The sequence below is a fragment of the Clostridium hydrogenum genome (assembly GCF_021432385.1).
Lineage (GTDB): Bacteria > Bacillota > Clostridia > Clostridiales > Clostridiaceae > Clostridium_S > Clostridium_S hydrogenum.
The window spans coordinates 379,731-400,893 of record NZ_JAEACT010000003.1; the positions used below are offsets into that span (position 1 = coordinate 379,731).

At 29.9% G+C, this 21,163-nt stretch carries 15 protein-coding genes; 3 read left to right on the forward strand and 12 right to left on the reverse strand.

The window, feature by feature from the left end; genetic code table 11:
- Nucleotides 1-163: 163 nt before the first annotated feature.
- From CUEA01_RS14985 to hcp, 8 genes are all read right to left on the reverse strand, one after another.
- Nucleotides 164-2,149 (reverse strand): alpha-L-arabinofuranosidase C-terminal domain-containing protein, encoded by a 1,986-nt coding sequence (locus tag CUEA01_RS14985; protein WP_234122497.1) that lies wholly within the window; start codon nt 2,147-2,149, stop codon nt 164-166.
- Between the two features lie 120 nt (nt 2,150-2,269).
- A complete protein-coding gene (locus tag CUEA01_RS14990) occupies nt 2,270-2,983 on the reverse strand; it encodes a Crp/Fnr family transcriptional regulator (protein WP_234122498.1) in 714 nt (237 codons plus the stop codon).
- A 170-nt stretch (nt 2,984-3,153) separates the two neighbouring features.
- Nucleotides 3,154-5,382: a formate C-acetyltransferase gene (pflB, locus tag CUEA01_RS14995; protein WP_234122499.1), complete on the reverse strand. Its 2,229-nt coding sequence runs from the start codon at nt 5,380-5,382 to the stop codon at nt 3,154-3,156.
- A 142-nt stretch (nt 5,383-5,524) separates the two neighbouring features.
- Entirely contained in the window at nt 5,525-6,505 is a 981-nt protein-coding gene (locus CUEA01_RS15000) for a Gfo/Idh/MocA family protein (protein ID WP_234122500.1), read from the reverse strand.
- 19 nt (nt 6,506-6,524) lie between these two features.
- The gene (gene rpiA, locus CUEA01_RS15005) at nt 6,525-7,211 is read right to left on the reverse strand and encodes a ribose 5-phosphate isomerase A (protein ID WP_234122501.1); all 687 of its coding nucleotides are present in this window, start codon (nt 7,209-7,211) and stop codon (nt 6,525-6,527) included.
- A gap of 25 nt (nt 7,212-7,236) precedes the next feature.
- Entirely contained in the window at nt 7,237-8,253 is a 1,017-nt protein-coding gene (locus CUEA01_RS15010) for an oxidoreductase (RefSeq protein ID WP_234122502.1), read from the reverse strand.
- 158 nt (nt 8,254-8,411) lie between these two features.
- On the reverse strand, nt 8,412-9,902 hold the full coding sequence (locus CUEA01_RS15015) for a BglG family transcription antiterminator (protein ID WP_234122503.1): 1,491 nt from the start codon (nt 9,900-9,902) through the stop codon (nt 8,412-8,414).
- A gap of 932 nt (nt 9,903-10,834) precedes the next feature.
- Nucleotides 10,835-12,538: a hydroxylamine reductase gene (gene hcp, locus CUEA01_RS15020; protein WP_234122504.1), complete on the reverse strand. Its 1,704-nt coding sequence runs from the start codon at nt 12,536-12,538 to the stop codon at nt 10,835-10,837.
- A 271-nt stretch (nt 12,539-12,809) separates the two neighbouring features.
- Between hcp and rpiB the strand changes: the two genes are divergently transcribed.
- Nucleotides 12,810-13,280: a ribose 5-phosphate isomerase B gene (rpiB, locus tag CUEA01_RS15025; protein ID WP_234122505.1), complete on the forward strand. Its 471-nt coding sequence runs from the start codon at nt 12,810-12,812 to the stop codon at nt 13,278-13,280.
- Nucleotides 13,281-13,522: 242 nt separating this feature from the next.
- On the opposite strand, the gene CUEA01_RS15030 is transcribed toward rpiB, so the two are convergent.
- The 3 genes from CUEA01_RS15030 to CUEA01_RS15040 all read right to left on the reverse strand — a co-directional run bounded on the left by CUEA01_RS15030 (nt 13,523) and on the right by CUEA01_RS15040 (nt 16,949).
- Nucleotides 13,523-14,674, reverse strand: coding sequence for an AI-2E family transporter (locus CUEA01_RS15030; RefSeq protein WP_234122506.1), 1,152 nt, complete (start codon nt 14,672-14,674; stop codon nt 13,523-13,525).
- Between the two features lie 367 nt (nt 14,675-15,041).
- On the reverse strand, nt 15,042-16,070 hold the full coding sequence (locus tag CUEA01_RS15035) for a branched-chain amino acid aminotransferase (protein ID WP_234122507.1): 1,029 nt from the start codon (nt 16,068-16,070) through the stop codon (nt 15,042-15,044).
- A 225-nt stretch (nt 16,071-16,295) separates the two neighbouring features.
- On the reverse strand, nt 16,296-16,949 hold the full coding sequence (locus CUEA01_RS15040) for a TIGR04100 family radical SAM protein (RefSeq protein ID WP_234122508.1): 654 nt from the start codon (nt 16,947-16,949) through the stop codon (nt 16,296-16,298).
- A gap of 595 nt (nt 16,950-17,544) precedes the next feature.
- Between CUEA01_RS15040 and CUEA01_RS15045 the strand changes: the two genes are divergently transcribed.
- Together CUEA01_RS15045 and CUEA01_RS15050 are read left to right on the forward strand one after the other, a co-directional pair.
- On the forward strand, nt 17,545-18,912 hold the full coding sequence (locus CUEA01_RS15045; RefSeq protein WP_234122509.1) for a DUF4317 domain-containing protein: 1,368 nt from the start codon (nt 17,545-17,547) through the stop codon (nt 18,910-18,912).
- A 310-nt stretch (nt 18,913-19,222) separates the two neighbouring features.
- Nucleotides 19,223-20,524, forward strand: coding sequence for a methyl-accepting chemotaxis protein (locus CUEA01_RS15050; RefSeq protein ID WP_234122510.1), 1,302 nt, complete (start codon nt 19,223-19,225; stop codon nt 20,522-20,524).
- A gap of 17 nt (nt 20,525-20,541) precedes the next feature.
- Here the strand turns inward: CUEA01_RS15050 and CUEA01_RS15055 are convergent, their stop codons facing one another.
- Complete coding sequence (locus CUEA01_RS15055) at nt 20,542-21,120, reverse strand: TetR/AcrR family transcriptional regulator (protein ID WP_234122511.1); 579 nt, start codon at nt 21,118-21,120, stop codon at nt 20,542-20,544.
- Between the last annotated feature and the right edge of the window lie 43 nt (nt 21,121-21,163).

A 21,163-nucleotide genomic window follows, 5' to 3' on the forward strand; every position in this document is an offset into this window, starting at 1 on the left:
TTATTATTTTTTTAATATGCCTAATAAATTATAAAGTAGATAAATACCCATGTCAAACTTAGAATCCTTTATAATTATTACAGAATTTATTATATGATTACTTATTTTCATGTAGACTAAAAAAATATTTTCCTTTTTTATTTTTTGTGAGTTTTATCTAATTCTATAATTGTATCCTTAGCACAGTGACACTATATTTATCAAATTCATAAGTAAATTCTGAACCTACTCCATCAAAAGCTTTTATTATAGGCGATATCTTAGTCGGATTCTCATACGTATTTTCATCTGACAACTTTTCTGCTTTTAATATAATACTATTGCCGCAAGGTGCTATATTATTTTTCCCTTTTATTTTTATAACTGATTTAATTTTTTCACATGATAAGTTCACTGCCTTTAAAATAATTTGATTAGTTTCATTATCAATGCTTGCTGCAACACAAAGATCGTCAGTATCACTGCTTTTGCATACGCTATTATCCAATACATTGCTCTTTTCTAAAATTGTAGGTATTATTTTATCACCTAGATTATTAGCAAAAACTTGTTGTACATAATAATTTGGCGTGCCATAGACTTCACTATTATTGAACCAAATTAAATCTGGCTGCCACTGAGAATATCCACTTTTTGCAAGTAGTGGTGCATAGCTAGCCATCAAAACATGATCAGAATTTTTTTCTACACCAGTTAAAAATGCAGCCTCTGAAAGAGCAGTTTCCCAATTATTTCGCCTTTCATGTATTACGGCTGATGTATGTGCTGCATATTCACCTATAAAAACCTTAGGAAGTTTTCTATTATAATTATCATATCTATTGATATTTTGTGTAAACCATTCAGGACTCTTATAAAAATGCTCATCTACAAGGTCAGCTTTTTCTTCAGTTTTTTTCATCCATTTATAGGCATTGTCAAAATCTTTACCATCTGATGTCCATCCAGCACTTGTTATAAGTTTAATATCAGGGTAAACCTTCTTAATGGCTTTATGAAATATTTCATACCTTTCAAAATAATCCTCTCCCCATTGTTCATTGCCAATACCTATATATTTCAAGCCAAAAGGTTCAACATGTCCACTTTCTATTCTCTTTTTGCCCCATACCGTAGTTTCATCGCCATTCGCATATTCAATTAAATCTAATACATCCTGAATATATTCATCTAATTCACCTATAGAAACTAGCAAACCTTCATGCCATTGACAAGTCATACCAACATTTAAAACTGGCACTGGCTCAGCTCCAATATCTTCACACAATAAAAAGTACTCATAAAATCCTAAGCCATAAGACTGAAAATATTCATCAGAATTCTGATTAGGTAATTGATACTCTTTCAATTGCCACCTATTCCAATTTATTTTTCTTTGTGATATATCACCAATAGTATCCTTCCATCTATACATATTTTCATAACTTCTACCTTCTACAACACATCCACCTGGAAAACGCAAAAAAGCTGGCTTTAAATCCTTTAAGAACTGCACCAAATCAGCCCTTAAACCATTTTTTCTATTATTAAAAGTATTCTTTGGAAATAGCGAAACCATGTCAATATCAAGGCTAGTTTCAGTTTCCACGTATAAAACAAAAACTGCATTATTAAATGTATTATTTGAAAGGATTTCTGTTTCATATTTCCTCCACTGATTTCCTTTAATACTAAGCGAAGCTTGTCCATAAATTTCACCCGTATCATTATTCTGTATAGTTACGATAACCTTTACATCCTTGTCTAGAGAAGCCCTAGCAAACATAGAAAAATCATATTTTTCCCCATTTTTAATTAAAAATCCTGCATTATTGAAGCCTAAATTTTTTATTCCCGCTATATTCTCTAATTTTTTTACATCTATATGTAGATAATTTATGTTGTTTTCATTAAGTGGTGCATCAGAAACAACTTCAATTTCTATTTCACTCTCTTTATCAGATAATTTTTCCCACCCCATCAATCTCTCATCAAGGACACCATTTATATCAAAATATTCAAAAGACCTATTTTTAATAAGTTCAGCATAAATTCCACCATCACCTGCAAAATTTATATCTTCAAAAAAAGCACCATACAGCATAGGACTTATCTTAATTCCCTCAGTTTCCATATTTAATGTCAAAGTATACAAATTTTTATTTTCCATAAACATAATCTCCCCTTTAAAATATCTTCTTTTTCTATTTTTAAATTTTACCATAAAATACATTTCACTACTACCTATAAAGCCTAAGAGATTTGCCACAAAAAAATATAATACTGAACTTTACATGTAATCTTTTAAACCATTTTCATTTAATATGATTATGTTTTTTGTTTCCGCTATTTCTATTAGCTTTTCATCTTCAAACTTTTTAAGCTTCCTGCTTATAGTTTCTCTTGTAACACCAATATAATTTGCCATTTCCTCTCTTGATAATGGCAATTTTATAGATATGTTTTTTCCTATATTCGTTCCATATTTCTCTGCTAAATCAATTAATAAATAGGCCATTCTTGAATCCACGTTATTAGTTGCAAGATTTTGAACAAGCCTTTCAACCTTTGCCAACCTTTCTGCTACAGTTTCTAATAACTTTATTCCTATCTCTGGATTTCTTATTATTATTTTCTTCATTTCATCTTTAGTAAGTGTACATATTTTTGAAGCAACTATTGCTTTAGCATTAAATCTATGCTTGTATGATTTTATCAATTCTAACTCACCAAAAAAATCCCCTTCTGAAAGCACATGTAATATTTGCTCTTTTCCATCCTTTGTATGCTTATACAACTTTATTTTTCCTTCATTTATGAAATATAAAGTATTAGCTGTATCTCCTTCTATAAAAATAGTATTTCCTTTTGAATATTCTTTATGTTCAATAGTCTTTACTACCTCTATCAATTCTTCATTATTTAAATTTTCAAATATAGGCACTTTGCTTACTGCACATTGCCCACTGCAACTATTACACCAATTTATGCAATTATTATCCACACAATCATCCTCCATTGCCAAGCAAAATAGCTTCAAAACATTTATTTTTAATTAGCTGCCATAATATATATTCTTCCCCACCATTCATATCGCATGTATCAAAATAACTAAAAAGTGACAAGTTACAAACTATTCATTTGCAACTTGCCACTAATTTTCTTTAATATGCCTTATATACTTTCATGGAAAGTTCTGCTTATAACCTCTAATTGTTGTTCTCTAGATAATCTGCTAAAGTTAACTGCATAACCTGAAACTCTTATAGTTAATGTTGGATACTTATCTGGATTTTCCATTGCATCTATCAACGTTTGCCTGTTAAGAACATTGACATTAAGATGGTGAGCACCTTGAACAAAATATCCATCTAAGATAGAAACAAGATTATTGATTCTTTGACTTTCATCTTTTCCAAGTGCATCTGGAACTATTGAAAATGTGTTTGAAACTCCATCTTGGCAAATTTCATTGTATGGTATTTTAGCAACGGAATTAAGTGATGCTAAGGCTCCATTTATATCTCTACCATGCATTGGATTTGCCCCTGGGGCTAGGGGTTCGCCTTTCTTTCTTCCATCTGGTGTTGTTCCTGTCTTTTTACCGTACATAACATTTGATGTTATTGTAAGTGCTGACAAGGTATGCTTAGCTCCTCTATAAAGTGGATGCTTTTTAAGTTCACTTGAGAATTTAGTAACTAACTCTACTCCCAAATCATCAGCTCTATCATCATCATTACCGTATTTAGGAAAATCTCCTTCAACTTCAAAGTCTACGGCTATTCCTTCTTCATTTCTAATTGGCTTAACCTTTGCATACTTAATTGCAGATAATGAATCTATTGCAACTGAAAGACCTGCTATACCAAAAGCCATTAACCTTTCTACTGCTGTATCATGAAGTGCCATTTGTCCTGCTTCATAAGCATATTTATCATGCATAAAGTGAATTATATTCATTGTATCTACATAAGTTTTTGCAACATATTCTAAAACCTTAAAATAATTTGCCTTTACCTTATCAAAGTCTAGAACTTCATCAGTTATTTTATCTATTCCTGGAACTACTTTTATTCCTTTTAATTCATCTACTCCACCATTAATAGCATATAATAATGATTTGGCAACATTACATCTAGCTCCAAAAAATTGCATTTGCTTTCCAACCTTCATTGCTGATACACAGCAGGCTATAGCATAGTCATCTCCATATATTGGTCTCATAATTTCATCATTTTCATATTGAATTGAATCTGTTTTTATTGAAATCTCTGCACAATATTTCTTAAAGTTTTCTGGTAATTCATCTGACCATAATACTGTTAAGTTTGGTTCAGCAGATGTTCCAAGATTGATTAATGTATGAAGATATCTAAAAGAGTTTTTTGTAACAAGAGGTTTGCCGTTTATCCCAATACCCCCAATTGATTCAGTTACCCAAGTTGGATCTCCTCCAAATAATTCATTATATTCTGGTGTTCTTAAATGCCTAACTAATCTTAATTTAATTATTAATTGGTCAACAATTTCTTGTGCTTCTTTTTCTGTAATTAAACCTTTTTCTAAATCTCTTTCAATATATATATCCAAGAAAGTTGACGTTCTTCCAAAGGAAGTTGCTGCTCCATTATTTTCTTTTATACCTGCTAAATATCCAAAATATAAATGTTGAGCTGCTTCTACTGCATTTGCCGCTGGACCTGATATATCAATTCCGTATTTTGCTGCCATAGCTTTTATTTCACCTAGGGCTCTTATTTGCATTGATACTTCTTCTCTTTTTCTAATTAATTCATCTAGCATATCTCCAGTAAGATTATAGAGATCTTGCTTCTTTTCTTCTATTAAATAATCTATTCCATAAAGCGCAACTCTTCTATAATCACCTATTATTCTTCCTCTTCCATAGGCATCTGGAAGTCCTGTGAGTAAGCCTGCACTTCTAGCTAGCCTTATTTCATTTGTGTAGCCATCAAATACACCTTCATTATGAGTTTTTCTATATTTTGAAAAATGCTCTTCAATATCTGAATTAAGCTCATATCCATATTCTTTTAATGAGCTTTGAACCATTCTCATTCCACCAAATGGATTTACAATTCTCTTAAGTGGTGCATCTGTTTGAAGACCAACTATAACTTCATTTTCTTTATCTATATACCCAGCTTCATAATTATCTATTCCAGAAACTCTATCCGTTGCAACGTCAATTATCCCTTTTTTAACTTCTTCTACTATTAATGCATAAGCCTTTTCCCATACCTTATTTGTTCTTTCTGTTTTATCTTCTAAAAAGCTGGAATCGCCTTCATATGATTTATAATTTTTCTGAATGAAGTTCCTTACATCTATTCCTTCTTGCCAGGTTCCTTCTTTAAATCCTTCCCATTCTTTAAACATGCCTTTTCCTCCCTGTGAATTATAGCATTTTATCTTTAGTATTTTATTATTTCCCTTTAATTTCTCACTATATTATAACCTGTTTAAATTCAATATAATATGATTTAAATCACAAAAAACTTTATTTTATTATATTGATTAGTTAATCCGTAGGGAATCTAATTCCACCTTTATTTCTAGCAATTGTCTGAACTTCACTAACTATTAAGCTTTGCTCTAACATTTCATAGCATTTATCAAAATTCTTTTTACTAATTATATCTATAAATTCAATAAATTCATTAACCATTCGGTGTTTATAATTATTTTCATTGATTAGCTTACTAGTTCCATCATTCATTAATAATTCAAATTTTTCACACACATTAGTTGGATTATCTTGATATATACATCCCTTGTCACCTTGAATGTTATTTGCAATAGGTGCCCTGCAATCTTTTGCTCCAATGCAAACACATTTAAAGTTTTCATAATCTAAAATTAATACTCCAGACGTATCTATTCCTCTTTCTATGTTAGGATAATATTCAACATTTTTAGGCTTTCCAAATAAACCAACCACATAATGAATATTATAAATATTTAAATCCATTAAAGCCCCACCAGAAAAATTAGGATCAAATGCAGGCAGCGTGTTACCTTCCTTAAACCTATCATATCTACTAGAATATTGAGAATAATTACATTGAACTATTTTTATATTGCCTAAGGTTGGAAGCAACTCCTTAATTTTTTTATAATTAGGTAAATATTGATTAGTAATTGCTTCAAATATAAATAGTTTTCTTTCTCTAGCTAAATCATTTAATATTAAAGCTTCCTTATAGTTTGATGTCATCGGCTTTTCAACAATAACATTTTTATTTGCCTCTAGTGCCCTTTTAGAAAATTCAAAATGCAAATTATTAGGCAATGCAATATATACAGTATCAACATCGCTGTTTAACAATTCATCATAGTCATAAAAAATACTTTTGATTTTATATTCATTTTTAAGTTCATTTATGGCTTTCTCACTACTTTTTCTTCCGAAAATAGCGGTTAACTCTAACCCCTTCAAATAATTAGTGGTTTCCAAGAAATCCTTTACAATCATTCCAGCCCCAACAATACCTAATTTCATAATTACCCCTCCAGATTAATTAAAATTTCGAAATAATCTTTACTCCTGTTTCTCTCGCCACTATTAATTTTGTAACATCTTTAGTAAATATAGAGGTTTCTATCACTCCTGTAATCTCTCTTAAATCATCATTTAAACTTTTAAAATCATCAACCTTTTCAAATTTTACATCTATTATAAAGTTACCATCATCAGTAACTAAATATCCATCCTTATTATTACTAGTCCTAACTACAGGTATGCCTCCAAAATCTTTAAGTCTCTTACTCACATAACCCAATGAATCTTTAACTATCTCTAAAGATACTGGAAACCTATCAGTTAAATTCTTAGTTAATTTTTGTTCATCAATGAGTAAGATATATTCTTTAGCCATTGAGGCAATTATTTTTTCTTTTGTGAAGATACCTCCACCGCCCTTTGATGCATAAAAGTTTTCATCAACCTCACCACAACCATCAAAAGCAACATCTACTTCAGACACAAAAGTTGTTGGAATTACTTCTATTCCATGCTGTATACAAAGATGTTTTGTGCTTATGGAGGGTGTAATAACTTTAATTTTTAAATTCTTCTGAATTGCTTTGCTAATAAGTTCAATTAAACAAGCAATATTCCTTCCTGCACCCAGACCAATTACAGTATTATTTTTTATATAAGTCATGGCCTTCTCAGCACACATTTTTCTTAAAGCCTCTTCCTTCATCTTATTGTTTCCTCACTTATTCAGCTTATTTTAAATCTTTTATTCCTGTTTCTAATATTTCCATTTGTAATATTATTTGTTCATCCGTTATGGTCTTTCTTTTGCCATTTATAATGGTTTCATACAAGTCATCATATACTCTTCCATAATCACCCTTTACTGATTTCACTTTTTCCTCATGCATATCCCCATTGCTATCAACATAAGTAAGCACGCCATAATGTTCAAATGTGTCAACACCAAAATCTTTGTTTTCTGGCATATAAAATAATTTTAAATGTTCCTCTTGTCGGTCTTTTTTCTCTTTAACAAAGCAACCTTTTTTGCCATATACAACAAAACTTGGTCTTTCTTTAATTCTAAAGTAACTTGATTTCACAGATACTTTTAGCTTTCCATAATATAAATCAATATCAAAATAATCATTCATTCTCCCTGTTCCAAGTAATTGTCTCACATCATAATGTATATCATCTGGCTTACCAAAATAGCTAATCACCTGATCTAAAGTATGACAGCCATGGCCATATAAATATGATGAATATGGGTCAAAGCTAGTAACAGCTTCAGGTACTTCTGGTCTATAATAATCAAAGTGCATTTCCAGTTCTAGTAATTCACCTAATTTCCCACTCTCAATAACTTTTTGAACCGTTAAAAAATCACTATCAAAGCGTCTATTTTGATATGCTTCTAAAACTAACCCTTTTTCCTTTGCTAATGCAAAGATTTCTTTTGCTTGCTCCAAAGTTTCCATAAAAGGTTTTTCAACCAAACAATTTTTGCCATGTTCTAATACCATTTTCGCATATTCATAATGACTATTATGTAGTGTACACACCACAATCAATTGTATTTCTTCGTCATTTAATAATTCATCAAGGTTAGAAGTATAATTTACACCTTTAATCCTAGCCCATTTTTCATTTTTAGAATTTCTTTGATAAACAGTTTTTACCCTGATATTTTCTCTTTGTAAAACAAATGGTAGATGATACCTGTTAGTGCTTTTGCCATTTCCGATATATCCAATAGTAAGCATATCGCTTTTCCTCCTTCAATAACTTTCTATAATATTTTTAAGAATTTAGATTTTTGTTTAGAGATATAGTTTTATTATAATAATCTAATATTCTCTCCACAAACTAAAGTATGTCACCACAAATAGTGAAAATTTTTATTAAATAATACCTATATTGTTCACATGCTCCTAGAATTATTAATATATTGGGCTATCATATCGATGTCACTTTGTTCAATTTCAGGATTTATTCTAACGAAAGGAATATTAGTAATATCCGCTATTGTTGAAGTTGTAATTATAAAATCTACATTTTTTAAATTTTCTTCATTTTCATACATAAATTCCTGATAATCATAAACTCTACTTATTTCTAGTTTTTCCCCAAGACTATTTTTAACTTTATCCTTAATGAAACTTAATATAGACTCATCATAATCACAAACAATTATAGTGTTTAACTTGTATTTCCACAGCCCACACATAGATATTAAATGAACAGTTATATAAGCCAAATCAATTAGTCTAATATCTAAATTTAGCTTTTTCTTAATAATATGTTTAATTTCAGTTGCCATCTTAAATTCGGTTTTATATGCTTTAATAACTTTTTCATCTATTTTATTCGGTATGCAATGCATATATTTTAAACGATTTATCATTGGCACAACATATAGAAGTAGCTTATATTTATTATCAGTATTGCAATTTAAATCTATGCTATACTTTTTATATAAAGTTCTAAAAAACTCCTCTACTATAAAAACAGCTTCTTCTGTTTCAATATTTTTAATATCTGTTCCCTTCAAAAATTGCTTTGATTTAAAATATTGCTGCAAATTAAGCCACTCCGCTTTTAATAATTTTAGTCCTAATTTCATTTCTACTTTTTCTCTTATACTAAGCATCACTGCCATAAGCTTACCGTCCTCAACATCAATTAAATTAAGTCCTAATTTTTGTCGTTTAAATGCAACTAATATTTCATAACATAAAAGTTGAGCACTATGTCCTGATAGATAGTAATTATGTTTTTTAGTTTCGAAGCTTACAATATGGTAAATTTCCCTAGCTACTTTAATAACCTCTTTATCATAGAATAAGTAATTCCAGTACTTCAAAACAGTACTTATATTAAGCCGTACTGCTAAAACCCAACTGATAATATTTCTTTTTTCTATTTCATTTGCCTTAAGTGTAATTCCCTTACTTAAAGAATAACTAATTCTTAATTTCAAATCTTTCTTTAGCCATTTATTAATTAAAACGACATCATTATTTACAGTAGCCGCTGACACATATAAAGCTTCTGCCAATTCTTCTACAGAAATATATTTTTTAATTGTTAATTTTAGCAATATGTACATTTGCCTGTCTATTGGCAAACTAGGAATTTCAATTATATACTCATGATCTAACACTTTTCTAATAATATTATTTTTCTTTAAAATATCTTTATTTTTTTTATTAAGAAAATATCCTTTTTTTAAGCTAGAATCTATTTCAACACCATATGCTTTTAATATATCATTAATTTTTTTTATATCTCGCCTTATTGTTCTAATTGTTACATTACAAAGTTTAGCCAGCTCATTTCCAGTAATAAATTCTTCTGCATTTAAAATTAAATTTAAAATATCACGATGTCTTCTATTCAAATCTGTTTTCACCCACTTTTCTCCAAGTGCTTCATTTGTAGATATGCTGATTTGTTTACATCTTAACACATCTTAATATAAGTTTCTACAATTCAAAAATGATCTTGAAGGAGTGAAAATAACGTAAAGGGGCTGTCGCACAAAAATTATTTAATATACAAATAATAAATATTGCGAACAAAGGTGTAGTGCAAAACCAAATAACAAGGGACAGGTACATTAAAAATAATGTGGTCTACGAGTATCTCGAAATCTTAAATAAAATTAATAAACCTAAGTGGCAAATTTTCCGAAAACTTAAGAACTTTCAATAACTCGCTGAGAGGAAGCTTAAACAATTGAAAGTTCTAAAGTTTTCAAAAAATTCCCCACTAAGGTTTATACAATTTTATTTAAAATATTTCTTCGACACTCGTATACCACATCATTTTTTTAATGCACCTGTCCCTTGTTATTTTGATACTTGTACCACACCTTTATTTCCAATGTTTAAATAAGTTCGTATTACAAAGTTTAGATACAGGAACTTTTGGTAGTTGAGCTAGTTTAAATAGATATTAAAAACTTACCCAAACAAGGGTGTAGTACAAAAACTTAAATAATAAGTGGGAGCTCTGCATAAAAAAATGATGTGAGGAATAGCGTTGAAGAAACATTTAAATAAAATTTTATAAATCTTAGGGACTAAATCGCAAAAGTCTTAGAAATTTCAATTGTTTGAGCTGCCTCTTGCGAGTTATTGAAATTTCTTAGAATTTTACGATTTAGTCTCTTAGATTTATTAATTTTATTTAAGGTTTCAAGATGCTATTAATCACATCATTTTTATGCAGAGCTCCCACTTATTATTTTGTTTTGCACTACACCTTTGTTCGCAATAATTTTAAGTTACGTATTAAATATTCTTAATGTGACAGCCCATTGGCATTACACCTACCAATATCCTAGCCTTCCATAAACATCTTCATGTCATCATCTACATTAGTGATTCCACCAATACCAAAGTTATCTACTAATACTTTAGCAACATTTGGTGAAAGGAATGCTGGAAGTGTTGGTCCTAGATGAATATTTTTTACTCCTAAGTGTAATAAAGATAATAATACTATTACAGCTTTTTGTTCATACCAAGCTATGTTGTATGCTATAGGTAAATCATTTACGCTTTCTAATCCGAATACTTCTTGAAGCTTAAGTGCTATAACAACTAAGGAATATGAGTCATTACATTGACCTGCATCTAGTACTCTTGGAATCCCACCAATATCACCTAGATTTAATTTATTGTATTTATATTTTGCACAACCTGCTGTTAATATTACAGTATCCTTTGGTAACTTTGTTGCAAATTCAGTATAATAATCTCTTGATTTTGCTCTTCCATCACAACCTGCCATTACAAAGAATCTCTTTATAGCACCAGATTTAACAGCATCAACAACCTTATCAGCAAGGGCTAAAACTTGGTTATGGGCAAAGCCACCAACTATTTGTCCTTTTTCTATTTCAGTAGGTGTTTTGCACTTTTTAGCCATTTCTATAACCTTAGAGAAATCTTTTGTTCCATCAGCCTTTGTTTCTATATGCGTACATCCCGGCATTCCTGTAGCACCAGTTGTAAATAATCTATTCTTATAAGAGTCTTTTGGAATGACTATACAGTTTGTAGTCATAAGAATTGGCCCATTGAACTTTTCAAATTCCTCCTTTTGCTTCCACCATGCATTACCATAGTTTCCTGCAAAGTGTTTATATTTCTTAAATTTAGGATAGTATTGTCCAGCAAGCATTTCTCCATGAGTATAAACATCTACCCCAGTTCCATCTGTTTGCTCAAGTAACATTTCTAAATCTCTTAAATCGTGGCCTGAAATTAATATTCCTGGATTATTTCTAACGCCAATATCAACAGTTGTTATTTCAGGATGTCCATAACTTTCAGTATTAGCTTTATCTAAAAGCGCCATACCATCTACACCATATTTACCAGCTTCTAATGCTAATGTAACTAAATCATCAACAGTTAAACTATCATCAATTGTAGCTGCTAGTGCCTTTGCCATAAATGCATGAACTTCTTCGTTATTATATTTTAAGTTCATAGCGTGCTTCATGTACGCAGATAAGCCTTTTAGTCCATAAGTTATTAGCTCCCTTAAGCTTCTAATATCTTCATTTTCTGTTGCAAGTACTCCAACTGTTTCAGCTTTACTGTCAAATTCTATTATATTATCAGCTGTCCAAGCTGCTGCATCCGGCATAACCATTTCTTTAGCTTGTAACCCAAATATTTTCTTAAAAAATCCACCTTGTACCTTTACTTCTCCAACAACTCCACCAGCTTTAACAACTTTAACTTTTAATTCTTCTCTTATTTTTAATGTTTCTCTAATTCTATCTAAAATAGAATCTCTATCAAAATTAGCATTTGTAATTGTTGTAAATAAATTTTCTACAATAAATTTATCAACCTTAGCATCTTTAACTCCAATTTTTCTTCCCTCGTTACTTACAATTGCTAGTCCTTTAGTTACATATATCAATAAATCCTGAGCTTTTGCAACATGCTCATCTTTACCACATACCCCTACTTTAGTGCAGCCCTTACAGCCTGCTGTTTCTTGACATTGATAGCAAAACATTGACATTTAATTTCCACCTTTCAATTCTAAAATTTATTTAAAGATAAACCACTTTGAACTTGAAAATTGCAAGTTGTCTATCCATATCTCTTACCTATGTATATATTACTAAAATACTCTGATTTAATCTGTAACAATAGTTACACATTTTTAAAGCATAGCCATTAAATTTTATTTTTTAAGATGCCTAAGTATCGTGGTAAAATATATTTATTTGTCTTATAATATAATTGTTAGATTTCTTACATATAAAAAATCAAATTGGAGGTACATACAAATGAAAATTGTTATGGCAAGTGATCATGCTGGCTTTTCTTTAAAAGAAGAAGTAAAGGCATTTCTAGAAAGTAAAGGGCATGAAATTTTAGATTTAGGAACTCATAGTGAAGATGCCTGTGATTTATCAGATTATGTTTATCCTGCAGCTTTAGCTGTTGCAGAAGGTAAGGCAGAGCGTGGAATTTTTATTGATGGAGTTGGATATGGAAGTGCATTAATTGCAAATAAAATAGATGGTTTATACGCAGCAGTTTGCCAAGATCCATTTTGTGCAAAATTAGCTCGTGAACACTCTAATACAAATGTTCTTTGCATTGGTGCAAAAATAATAGGTTCTGCAATAGCACTTGAAATTGTAAACACCTGGATGACTACAGATTTTCTAGGTAATGTTGAAAAATACAAAAGACGTGTAGATAAAGTAACTGAAATCTCAGAAAAACACTTAAAGAAATTATCTGAAATTTAAGGTATGCTTAATGGATATTAATCATTTAGTGTACAATTTTAAATATTGTGAAGCAAGTGTGTTGCAGGATGATTTAAATAAAATTTTATAAATCTTAGGTAAAAAACTTTAAAAGCCTTAGATGTTTCAATTGTCTGAGCTTCTTTTCAGCGAGTTATTGAAACTTCTTAGGCTTTTAAAGTTTTTTGCCTTAGATTTATTAATTTTATTTAATATCCTACAATACACTTACTCCGCCATAACTATTCTATTTCTAAATCTTTTTTTTCTAGCCTTGTATATACTTCCTTACGAAGTAAGACATAAGTAACTGAAAATAAAGGAATAGCTATAATCATACCCGCAACTCCTAAAATTTTGTCACCTAGTATTATAGCAACTAATACCAAAATAGAAGGTAGCCCTACAGAATCCCCAACAATCCTTGGATAAATTAAATTATCTTCAAACTGCTTAATAACTATATAAACAATTATAAAAATCAAGGCCTTCATAGGATCTAATATTAAAAGCAGTAATACACTTAAAACAAATCCAATAACTGAACCTATCATAGGTATAATTGAAAAAACTCCAATTATTATACTAACTACAATAGCATATGGCATTCTTAAAATTTCCATTACAATAAAAAACATAATTCCTAAAATTAGTGATACAGTACATTGTCCAGTAATAAAACTTGAAAAAGTATCACTTGTGAGCTTTAATAGTTCTAATATTGAATCTACTTTTTCCTTCTTAAAAAAAGCATACATAACTTTTTTAATTTGAATACCTAATTTCTTTTTTTGCGCCAAAATATATATTGAAAATACAACTGCCACTCCAAATTCTACAGTATTACTTGCAACAGTAGTTGCTGCCCCTAAGGTTGATAGTAAAACTGAACTAGCTCCACTAAAAGCAGTTGATTTCACTTTACTTAAAATTCCATTCCAATCCATATTCATATTATTAATTAAGCTCATTGCATTTTTGGATAACCAAGTGTTACCATTTAAAAAATTTTGAAGGTCTGTTTTAGAATTGTCAAAAGCTTTTGGTAATATTTTAATGGTATCTATAATATTAGGTATGATTATAGATGAAATTAACGCCAAAGCTCCTATTATAAGAAAGAAAGAAAGTACTATACTAATGACTACATTATATTTTCTAAATATTTTACCTATACCCTTTGTCCTACAGTTTGATAATTTACGTGAAAAAAATGTAACTGGTATATTAAGAATAAAAGCTATACATCCACCTAAAATAAATGGGAAAAACAACTTATATATACTATTTAGTAACCCCAATACGTCATTCCCATAATTAAATAAAATATACAATATAAATGCTGCTAATATTAAAATAGGTGCCTTGCTTTTAATCTTTTCTTCTAAATTCATAGTGCATCCTCCTTTGAATTCATCTTTCGAGATACTAATAAATATATCATTATTTTTGATTTCTGTATACCATAATTATTGTAAACTAAATCAATTCACAGTTCACAATGCACAATGAAGGATGATTTACCTTCCTTACGTCAGGAAAATCTTAAACTTAAATATTATAAGCTTCGCTTAGCACCATAAATGCTGCTATTGCAAAAGCAGTAAAAAAATTAAATTTAAGATTTTCTGTAGTAAAGCGGAAGAAAATCATCCTTCATTGTGAATTGTGCATCGTGAATTGTGAATTGATTTAATTCGCAATATTTAAAGTTTGCTCATAAAACAATTATCATTTCAAACACTTTATATTAATCTAAAACTATTCTACTTCATATATCCAGCCTTCAGGAGCTTCAACATCTCCAAGTTGAATTCCATAAAGAATATCATATAATTTTTTAATTGTAGGTCCAACTTCTGTTTCACTGTGGAATACATATCTTTTGCCTTTATAATCAATTGCACCTATTGGAGTTATTACGGCAGCAGTACCACAAGCTCCAGCTTCTTTAAATTCATCTAATTTATCAACAAAAACTTCTCTTTCATATACTGGCATTTTTAAATAATGTTCTGCAATGTATAGTAAAGAATATTTAGTTATACTTGGTAATATAGAAGAAGAGTTTGGTGTAACAAATTCATTGTTTTTAGTTATTCCAATAAAGTTTGCAGCTCCAACTTCATCAATTTTTGTGTGAGTTGCAGGGTCTAAATATATACAATCTGCATATCCACCAGCAGCTGCTTTAGCATGAGCCTGAAGTGATGCAGCATAGTTACCACCAACTTTTTGTTTACCTGTTCCATAAGGTGCTGCTCTATCAAATTCATCTTGAACAACAAAATTACATGGTTTTAGACCACCAGAAAAATAAGGTCCAACTGGCATACAGAATACTGTGAATATATATTCTGAAGCAGGTTTAACTCCTATGTTATCTCCAACACCCATAATAATTGGTCTTATATATAAAGTTGCACCAGTGCCATATGGTGGTACATAATCAATATTAGCTTTTACTACCTGTTTAACAGCATCAACAAATTTTTCTTCTGGTATACGTGGCATAAGAAGCTTATCACAACTATCATTCATACGAGCAGCATTTCTATTTGGTCTAAATAATTGCACTTTTCCTTCTTTTGTTCTATAAGCTTTTAATCCTTCAAAACTACTTTGACCATAGTGAAGAACTGGAGATGACTCGCTTATGTGAAGTGTATTATCTTCTGTAAGCTTTCCATCATCCCATTTTCCATCTTTCCAAACTGAAATGTAACGAAAATCAGTTTTTATGTAATTAAATCCTAGTTTACTCCATTCGATGTCTATTTTCTTTCCCATTTTCATTCCTCCATATCTTTATTTTAAATATTTAAAATGCATTATGACATTATTAATTTAAATAAATTCATATTAATAATATAACACATATTAACATAATATAGGATAAAATTTTTAATTTATTGATACAAAATCAATAATTATGCATTAAAAATTAAAATTTATAATTATTCTTACTTTTATCTTCACAATTGTTATATAGATAAACCACTTAAAAAATTAATGTTATTCAAAAGTACGCACTCTCAAAGGTATTCCAATATTATCACATACTGCTTGGCAAGCATCTATTTCTTCTTGTCCAATACAATCTACTACCGTCATGACTACATTGGGAACATATTTTTTGCAGCTTACCGCAAATTTCAGCATAGCATCATAAGATTCTATACCAAATTTATTACGAGTCAATCTAAAATACTCTTCTGCATTTGATGCATTAAGACTTATAGATATTGTATCAATCAACCCCTTGTACAATGGAGCAGTTTCTTTTTTGTGAATCAAATCTGCTAATCCATTCGTATTTATTCGAACTTTTATATTGCTGTTTCTGTTTTTCAAATATTTTGCAACTTCCAATATAGCATCAAGACGTGTTAATGGTTCTCCAAATCCACAGAATACAATTTCCTTAAACTTAGTTATATCATATTTTTCAAATTCTTCTATAATTTCTTGAACAGTCGGTTCCCTATCTAACCATAGATTGTTTGCTTCTGACATTTCCTTAGTATTTCTTAAACAAAAAGTACAAGAGCATGGACACTTGTTAGTTAAATTAACATATATATTTTTATCCTTCAATTCTTTTTCAGCAATATGAAGGTTTTCTAAGCTAATAAACTCGCCATTATTATTTGTATATAGTACAACCATTTTCTATCTGCCTCTTTCTATTATGTTTTAAATTAAGTAATAATATATTTCTAATTATTTTCATGCTATTTTTTATAATAAATACAATTAATATAATTTTAATCCAATTTGGCTAAAAAAGTAAAGTGTATGGGTACGCCATTTTACTTTATGGCTATGGTTTAGTATGTTTGGTTATTTTAAAACATAACATAATTTATTTAACCACTTGCAGAGCTATTAATTGAACACTATACTATATTAAGGAGCTGTCACATAAAAATTATTTATACACAAATTTTAAACATTGAGAACCATTATTCAGAGTACAACTGACAGAGTACAGAGTACAGTGACGGATGATTTTCTTCCACCTTGCTACAGAAAATCTTATAACTTATTTTTTGATTGCTTACGCAATCGCTATAATGTTGTTCAGCGAAGCTGACAACATTTAAGTTTAAGATTTAACTGACGTAAGGAAAGGTAAATCAACATTAACTGTACTCTGTCATCTGTACTCTGTACTCTGATTTTTGCTTCCCAATAATTTTAAGTTACGTATTAAATAAGCTTGTTGCGACAGCCCCATACTCATGGAATGAGAGGGTTAAACATGAATAAAAAAGATATATTAGAATTAAAAAGACGTTTAAAAAAAGACGAGTGCACCTTTACTAGAATGTGCGGCTGCTACGTTAATTCAGAAAAAAATATTATATTAAAACTTAAAGAAACTTTTTTAAACCTAAGAGATGAAGAATTTTTTAAATACTTAGAAATTGCAAAAAAAACTTTATCAGGAACTGTTGGAAATAATCTTTTAGAACTTAACTTTCCTCTTGATGAAGATAATGTAGGCAGTAGACAGCTGTCCCTAATGCAGCTAAAAAAAAGCCAGTTAAAGGATGATGCAATGCTTGATAACTTCTATAAATTAATTATAGATAGTTATGATTATGCAAGTAATTTTTTAATACTTATTTTTCACGATGCTTACGATGTTATGACTAAAACTACGGATAATGTAAAATTAGATGAATCCGAAGAAATATATGAATACCTATTATGTGCAATATGCCCAGTATCCCTTGCAAAACCAGCTCTTGGATATCTTGAAGATGAAAATAGAATTGGCGCACGTATTAGAGATTGGGTAGTCGGTCCACCAGATTTTGGCTTTGTCTTTCCTGCTTTTACTGACCGCAGCACAGATATTCATTCTATACTGTATTACACAAAAAATCCAAAGGATACACACCCAGAATTAATGGAAGAAGCTCTAGGCTGTACCTCAAAGCAAACCGCTACAGAACAAAAAGAAAAATTTCATACCATTATTCGTCAAGCTATAGGCTGTGATGAAGAAAAATCCGAGCATTTAATTATGGATATTCAAGAATCCCTTAATAACATAGTTGATGATTACAATACTGTTAGCGACAAAGATGCTGAACCTATAATCTTGACTACTGATAATATTCAAGAGATTCTAGCTGAAAACGGAATTTCAGAAGAAGTCAGCCAAAAAATCGAAAAATCTTATACAGAGGAATTTGGTACTGAGCCTCCTGTAATAGAGCATTTACTTGATAAAAAAACACTTGCAGCTAATGAACAAAGAAAAAAGCAAGAAAAGCTTGAAAAAAAAGTACAAGTGCTCGAAGAAATGCTTGAAAAAACAAAACAGGATACTGCTGTAGATCAAGAAGAGGAAGCAGCTTTAGAAGTAGCTGATAACTCTACATTAGAAGTAGATTCTGATTCCAATTTAGAACAAATGTCTGAGGTTGAAGCTGAAATTAACGAAGACAATACAGAAAATGAAGAAACTACTGCTCCAAATTATGATGTTGTAGTTCATGTAAAGCCTGAAAAAGTAGATCAAATAAAATCACAAATAATAGATGGACAGAAATGCATTGTTATTCCTATAGATGATAATGAACAAGCTAATGTAAATGGAGTTAATGCTGTGCTTTAAAACATAGCCAATGAATTATATAAAAAGGGGCTGCCGCACTAGAAATTATTAAATTATAATTTCTAGTACGGCAGCCCCTTTTTATGGTTATAGTTAAATAATCTTGATAAGCCATGAAAAACTTTATTCAAAATGCAACAAAATGTGTTTGATTTGTTTGATTTTGAACATACCTTACAGATGTGATGATTGTTTTATATATACTAGTCTATTATAATATGTATAAGCAAAATTGAACATTTGTTTGATTTTATAAAAATGTATGACTTTATTGTATTATTAGGCAAATTTATAATAAGGAGGATTAAAAATGGAAAAACTAAAAAAAATCTTTAATATTAAAGAGGTAAATTCTATTTTAAAAAATACTTTATTTATAAGCATACTTATATTGGTGTTATTATCCGCCATTGAAGGGCTCATGTTCCAAGGAGCTGAAAAAATACTAAGAGCATATAATTCAAAGCTTGTAATGATACCAGTATGCTTGGTTATGAATATAATATTAAGTTTAATAGTTTTTATTGTTCTATCAAAAACCATTAAAAATCTACGCAATAAATTATCTAATAGATTCCAAAGCCTTCAAAAAGGAGAATTTTCTTTTACTCTAAGTGATGATGAAGCTGAGAGTTTAGGAACATTTGCAGAGCCAATAAAGTCATTATTAAACGAATTCCGTGGAATTATAGGTGGAACTTATGGTTTAAGTAAACCAATTATACAATATTCAGCTGATATTAATTCTTCTGCAAATGAGGCTAAAAAAGTAGTTGAAGTTCTATCTGAAACAATAGAAGAAATCGCTAATGGAGCAACAGACCAAGCATCAGAAGCTCAGACGGGGGCTGTTTTAGTTGAAAACTTATCAAACCAGATTGATGTAGTATTTAATAGCTGTAATTCTGCTATTAATGAAAGCCAAATTATTGATAAATTAAATAAAGAATGTCTTGAAACCACAAATGTTCTTAATATGAAATCTTCTGAGTATGATATTTCATCTCAAAGAATATTTGCCTCAATTGATGATCTAGTAAATACATTAAATAAAATAGGATTGTTCGCTGCCTCTATAACAAATATATCTGAGCAAACAAATCTTCTTGCACTTAATGCAAGTATAGAAGCTGCTCGTGCAGGTGAGCAAGGGAAAGGTTTTGCAGTAGTTGCTGATGAAGTTAGAAAATTAGCAGAACAAAGTAGGCAATCTGTAGAAGAAATTAATAGTTTATTAAACAATATTAAACAGAATACAAAGAGTACAACTGATGATATGAATTTAATGAAAGCTATTTCTATACAGCAAAAGGAAGCTGTAAGTGCAACTAATGTATCCTTAGGCAAAATATCAAAAAGTATTGATTCAATTGTAACTAAAATTAATAATGTTAATGACGCTGTAGTACAAATTAATAAGGATAAGGATTCTGTAATATCTGCCATACAAAATATTTCAGCTGTAACAGAACAAACAGCTGCGTCTACTGAAGAACTAGCATCAACAACTCAAACTCAATTAGATATCTTTGAAAAAATGGGAAGCACTGCTGATAAGTTGAATAGCTGTACAAAAGAAATGAATGCTACATTAAAGAAGCTAAATTTATAAAAAGTGCGACAGCTACATTATTCACAAAATAACGTTGAATTGCTCGTAATAAGCTTACTGATTTCTAAGGAAATCTCATTGAGTGAACAATCCATCTCTTCCCTGAACCATACTTGATAAAGATTAATAATACCTCCAGCAAAGAAATTAATTCTAATAAAAAATTCAGATGACCTTTTTATATGATCAGGTGTATCGCTATCGTTCTCTAAATAATTGACAAAGATCTTTTTAAATTTTTCAAGGAATTGTTCAGCACCATGAGAATTAATAAGAATGCGATAGAATTCCAAATCCTCCTCCACCCACCTTGAGGTTTTCAAAAGAAGAGGTAATGGATTTTGAAAAAAGTTTTTGTATTTGAATTCGCCTAAAAATTCCAGCATCTTTTCAAGTATCTCATTTTCTATTTGTTCAATAACCGCTCTTGTATCTTGATAATGAGCATAAAAAGTACCTCGATTGATGTCAGCACGGGTAACAATATCTGTAACTGTAATTTTGTTTAAATCCTTTTCCTTCATCAAATCAACAAATGCTTCTCGTATCAATCGTCGTGAACGGATGGAACTTTTATATTCTGCTTTTTTGCCCATGAATATGCTCCTTTAAAAAATTTATTTAAAATCCAATAAGCCA

Excerpts from the sequence above, each read along its gene's own strand:
- CUEA01_RS14985 (WP_234122497.1), bottom strand. The coding sequence starts at position 2,149 with ATGGAAAATAAAAATTTGTATACTTTGACATTAAATATGGAAACTGAG.
- pflB (WP_234122499.1), bottom strand. The coding sequence starts at position 5,382 with ATGTTTAAAGAATGGGAAGGATTTAAAGAAGGAACCTGGCAAGAAGGA.
- CUEA01_RS15000 (WP_234122500.1), bottom strand. The coding sequence starts at position 6,505 with ATGAAATTAGGTATTGTTGGGGCTGGAATGATTGTAAAGGATTTCTTG.
- rpiA (WP_234122501.1), bottom strand. The coding sequence starts at position 7,211 with ATGAAGGAAGAGGCTTTAAGAAAAATGTGTGCTGAGAAGGCCATGACT.
- CUEA01_RS15010 (WP_234122502.1), bottom strand. The coding sequence starts at position 8,253 with ATGCTTACTATTGGATATATCGGAAATGGCAAAAGCACTAACAGGTAT.
- hcp (WP_234122504.1), bottom strand. The coding sequence starts at position 12,538 with ATGTCAATGTTTTGCTATCAATGTCAAGAAACAGCAGGCTGTAAGGGC.
- rpiB (WP_234122505.1), top strand. The coding sequence starts at position 12,810 with ATGAAAATTGTTATGGCAAGTGATCATGCTGGCTTTTCTTTAAAAGAA.
- CUEA01_RS15030 (WP_234122506.1), bottom strand. The coding sequence starts at position 14,674 with ATGAATTTAGAAGAAAAGATTAAAAGCAAGGCACCTATTTTAATATTA.
- CUEA01_RS15035 (WP_234122507.1), bottom strand. The coding sequence starts at position 16,070 with ATGGGAAAGAAAATAGACATCGAATGGAGTAAACTAGGATTTAATTAC.
- CUEA01_RS15040 (WP_234122508.1), bottom strand. The coding sequence starts at position 16,949 with ATGGTTGTACTATATACAAATAATAATGGCGAGTTTATTAGCTTAGAA.
- CUEA01_RS15045 (WP_234122509.1), top strand. The coding sequence starts at position 17,545 with ATGAATAAAAAAGATATATTAGAATTAAAAAGACGTTTAAAAAAAGAC.
- CUEA01_RS15050 (WP_234122510.1), top strand. The coding sequence starts at position 19,223 with ATGGAAAAACTAAAAAAAATCTTTAATATTAAAGAGGTAAATTCTATT.
- CUEA01_RS15055 (WP_234122511.1), bottom strand. The coding sequence starts at position 21,120 with ATGGGCAAAAAAGCAGAATATAAAAGTTCCATCCGTTCACGACGATTG.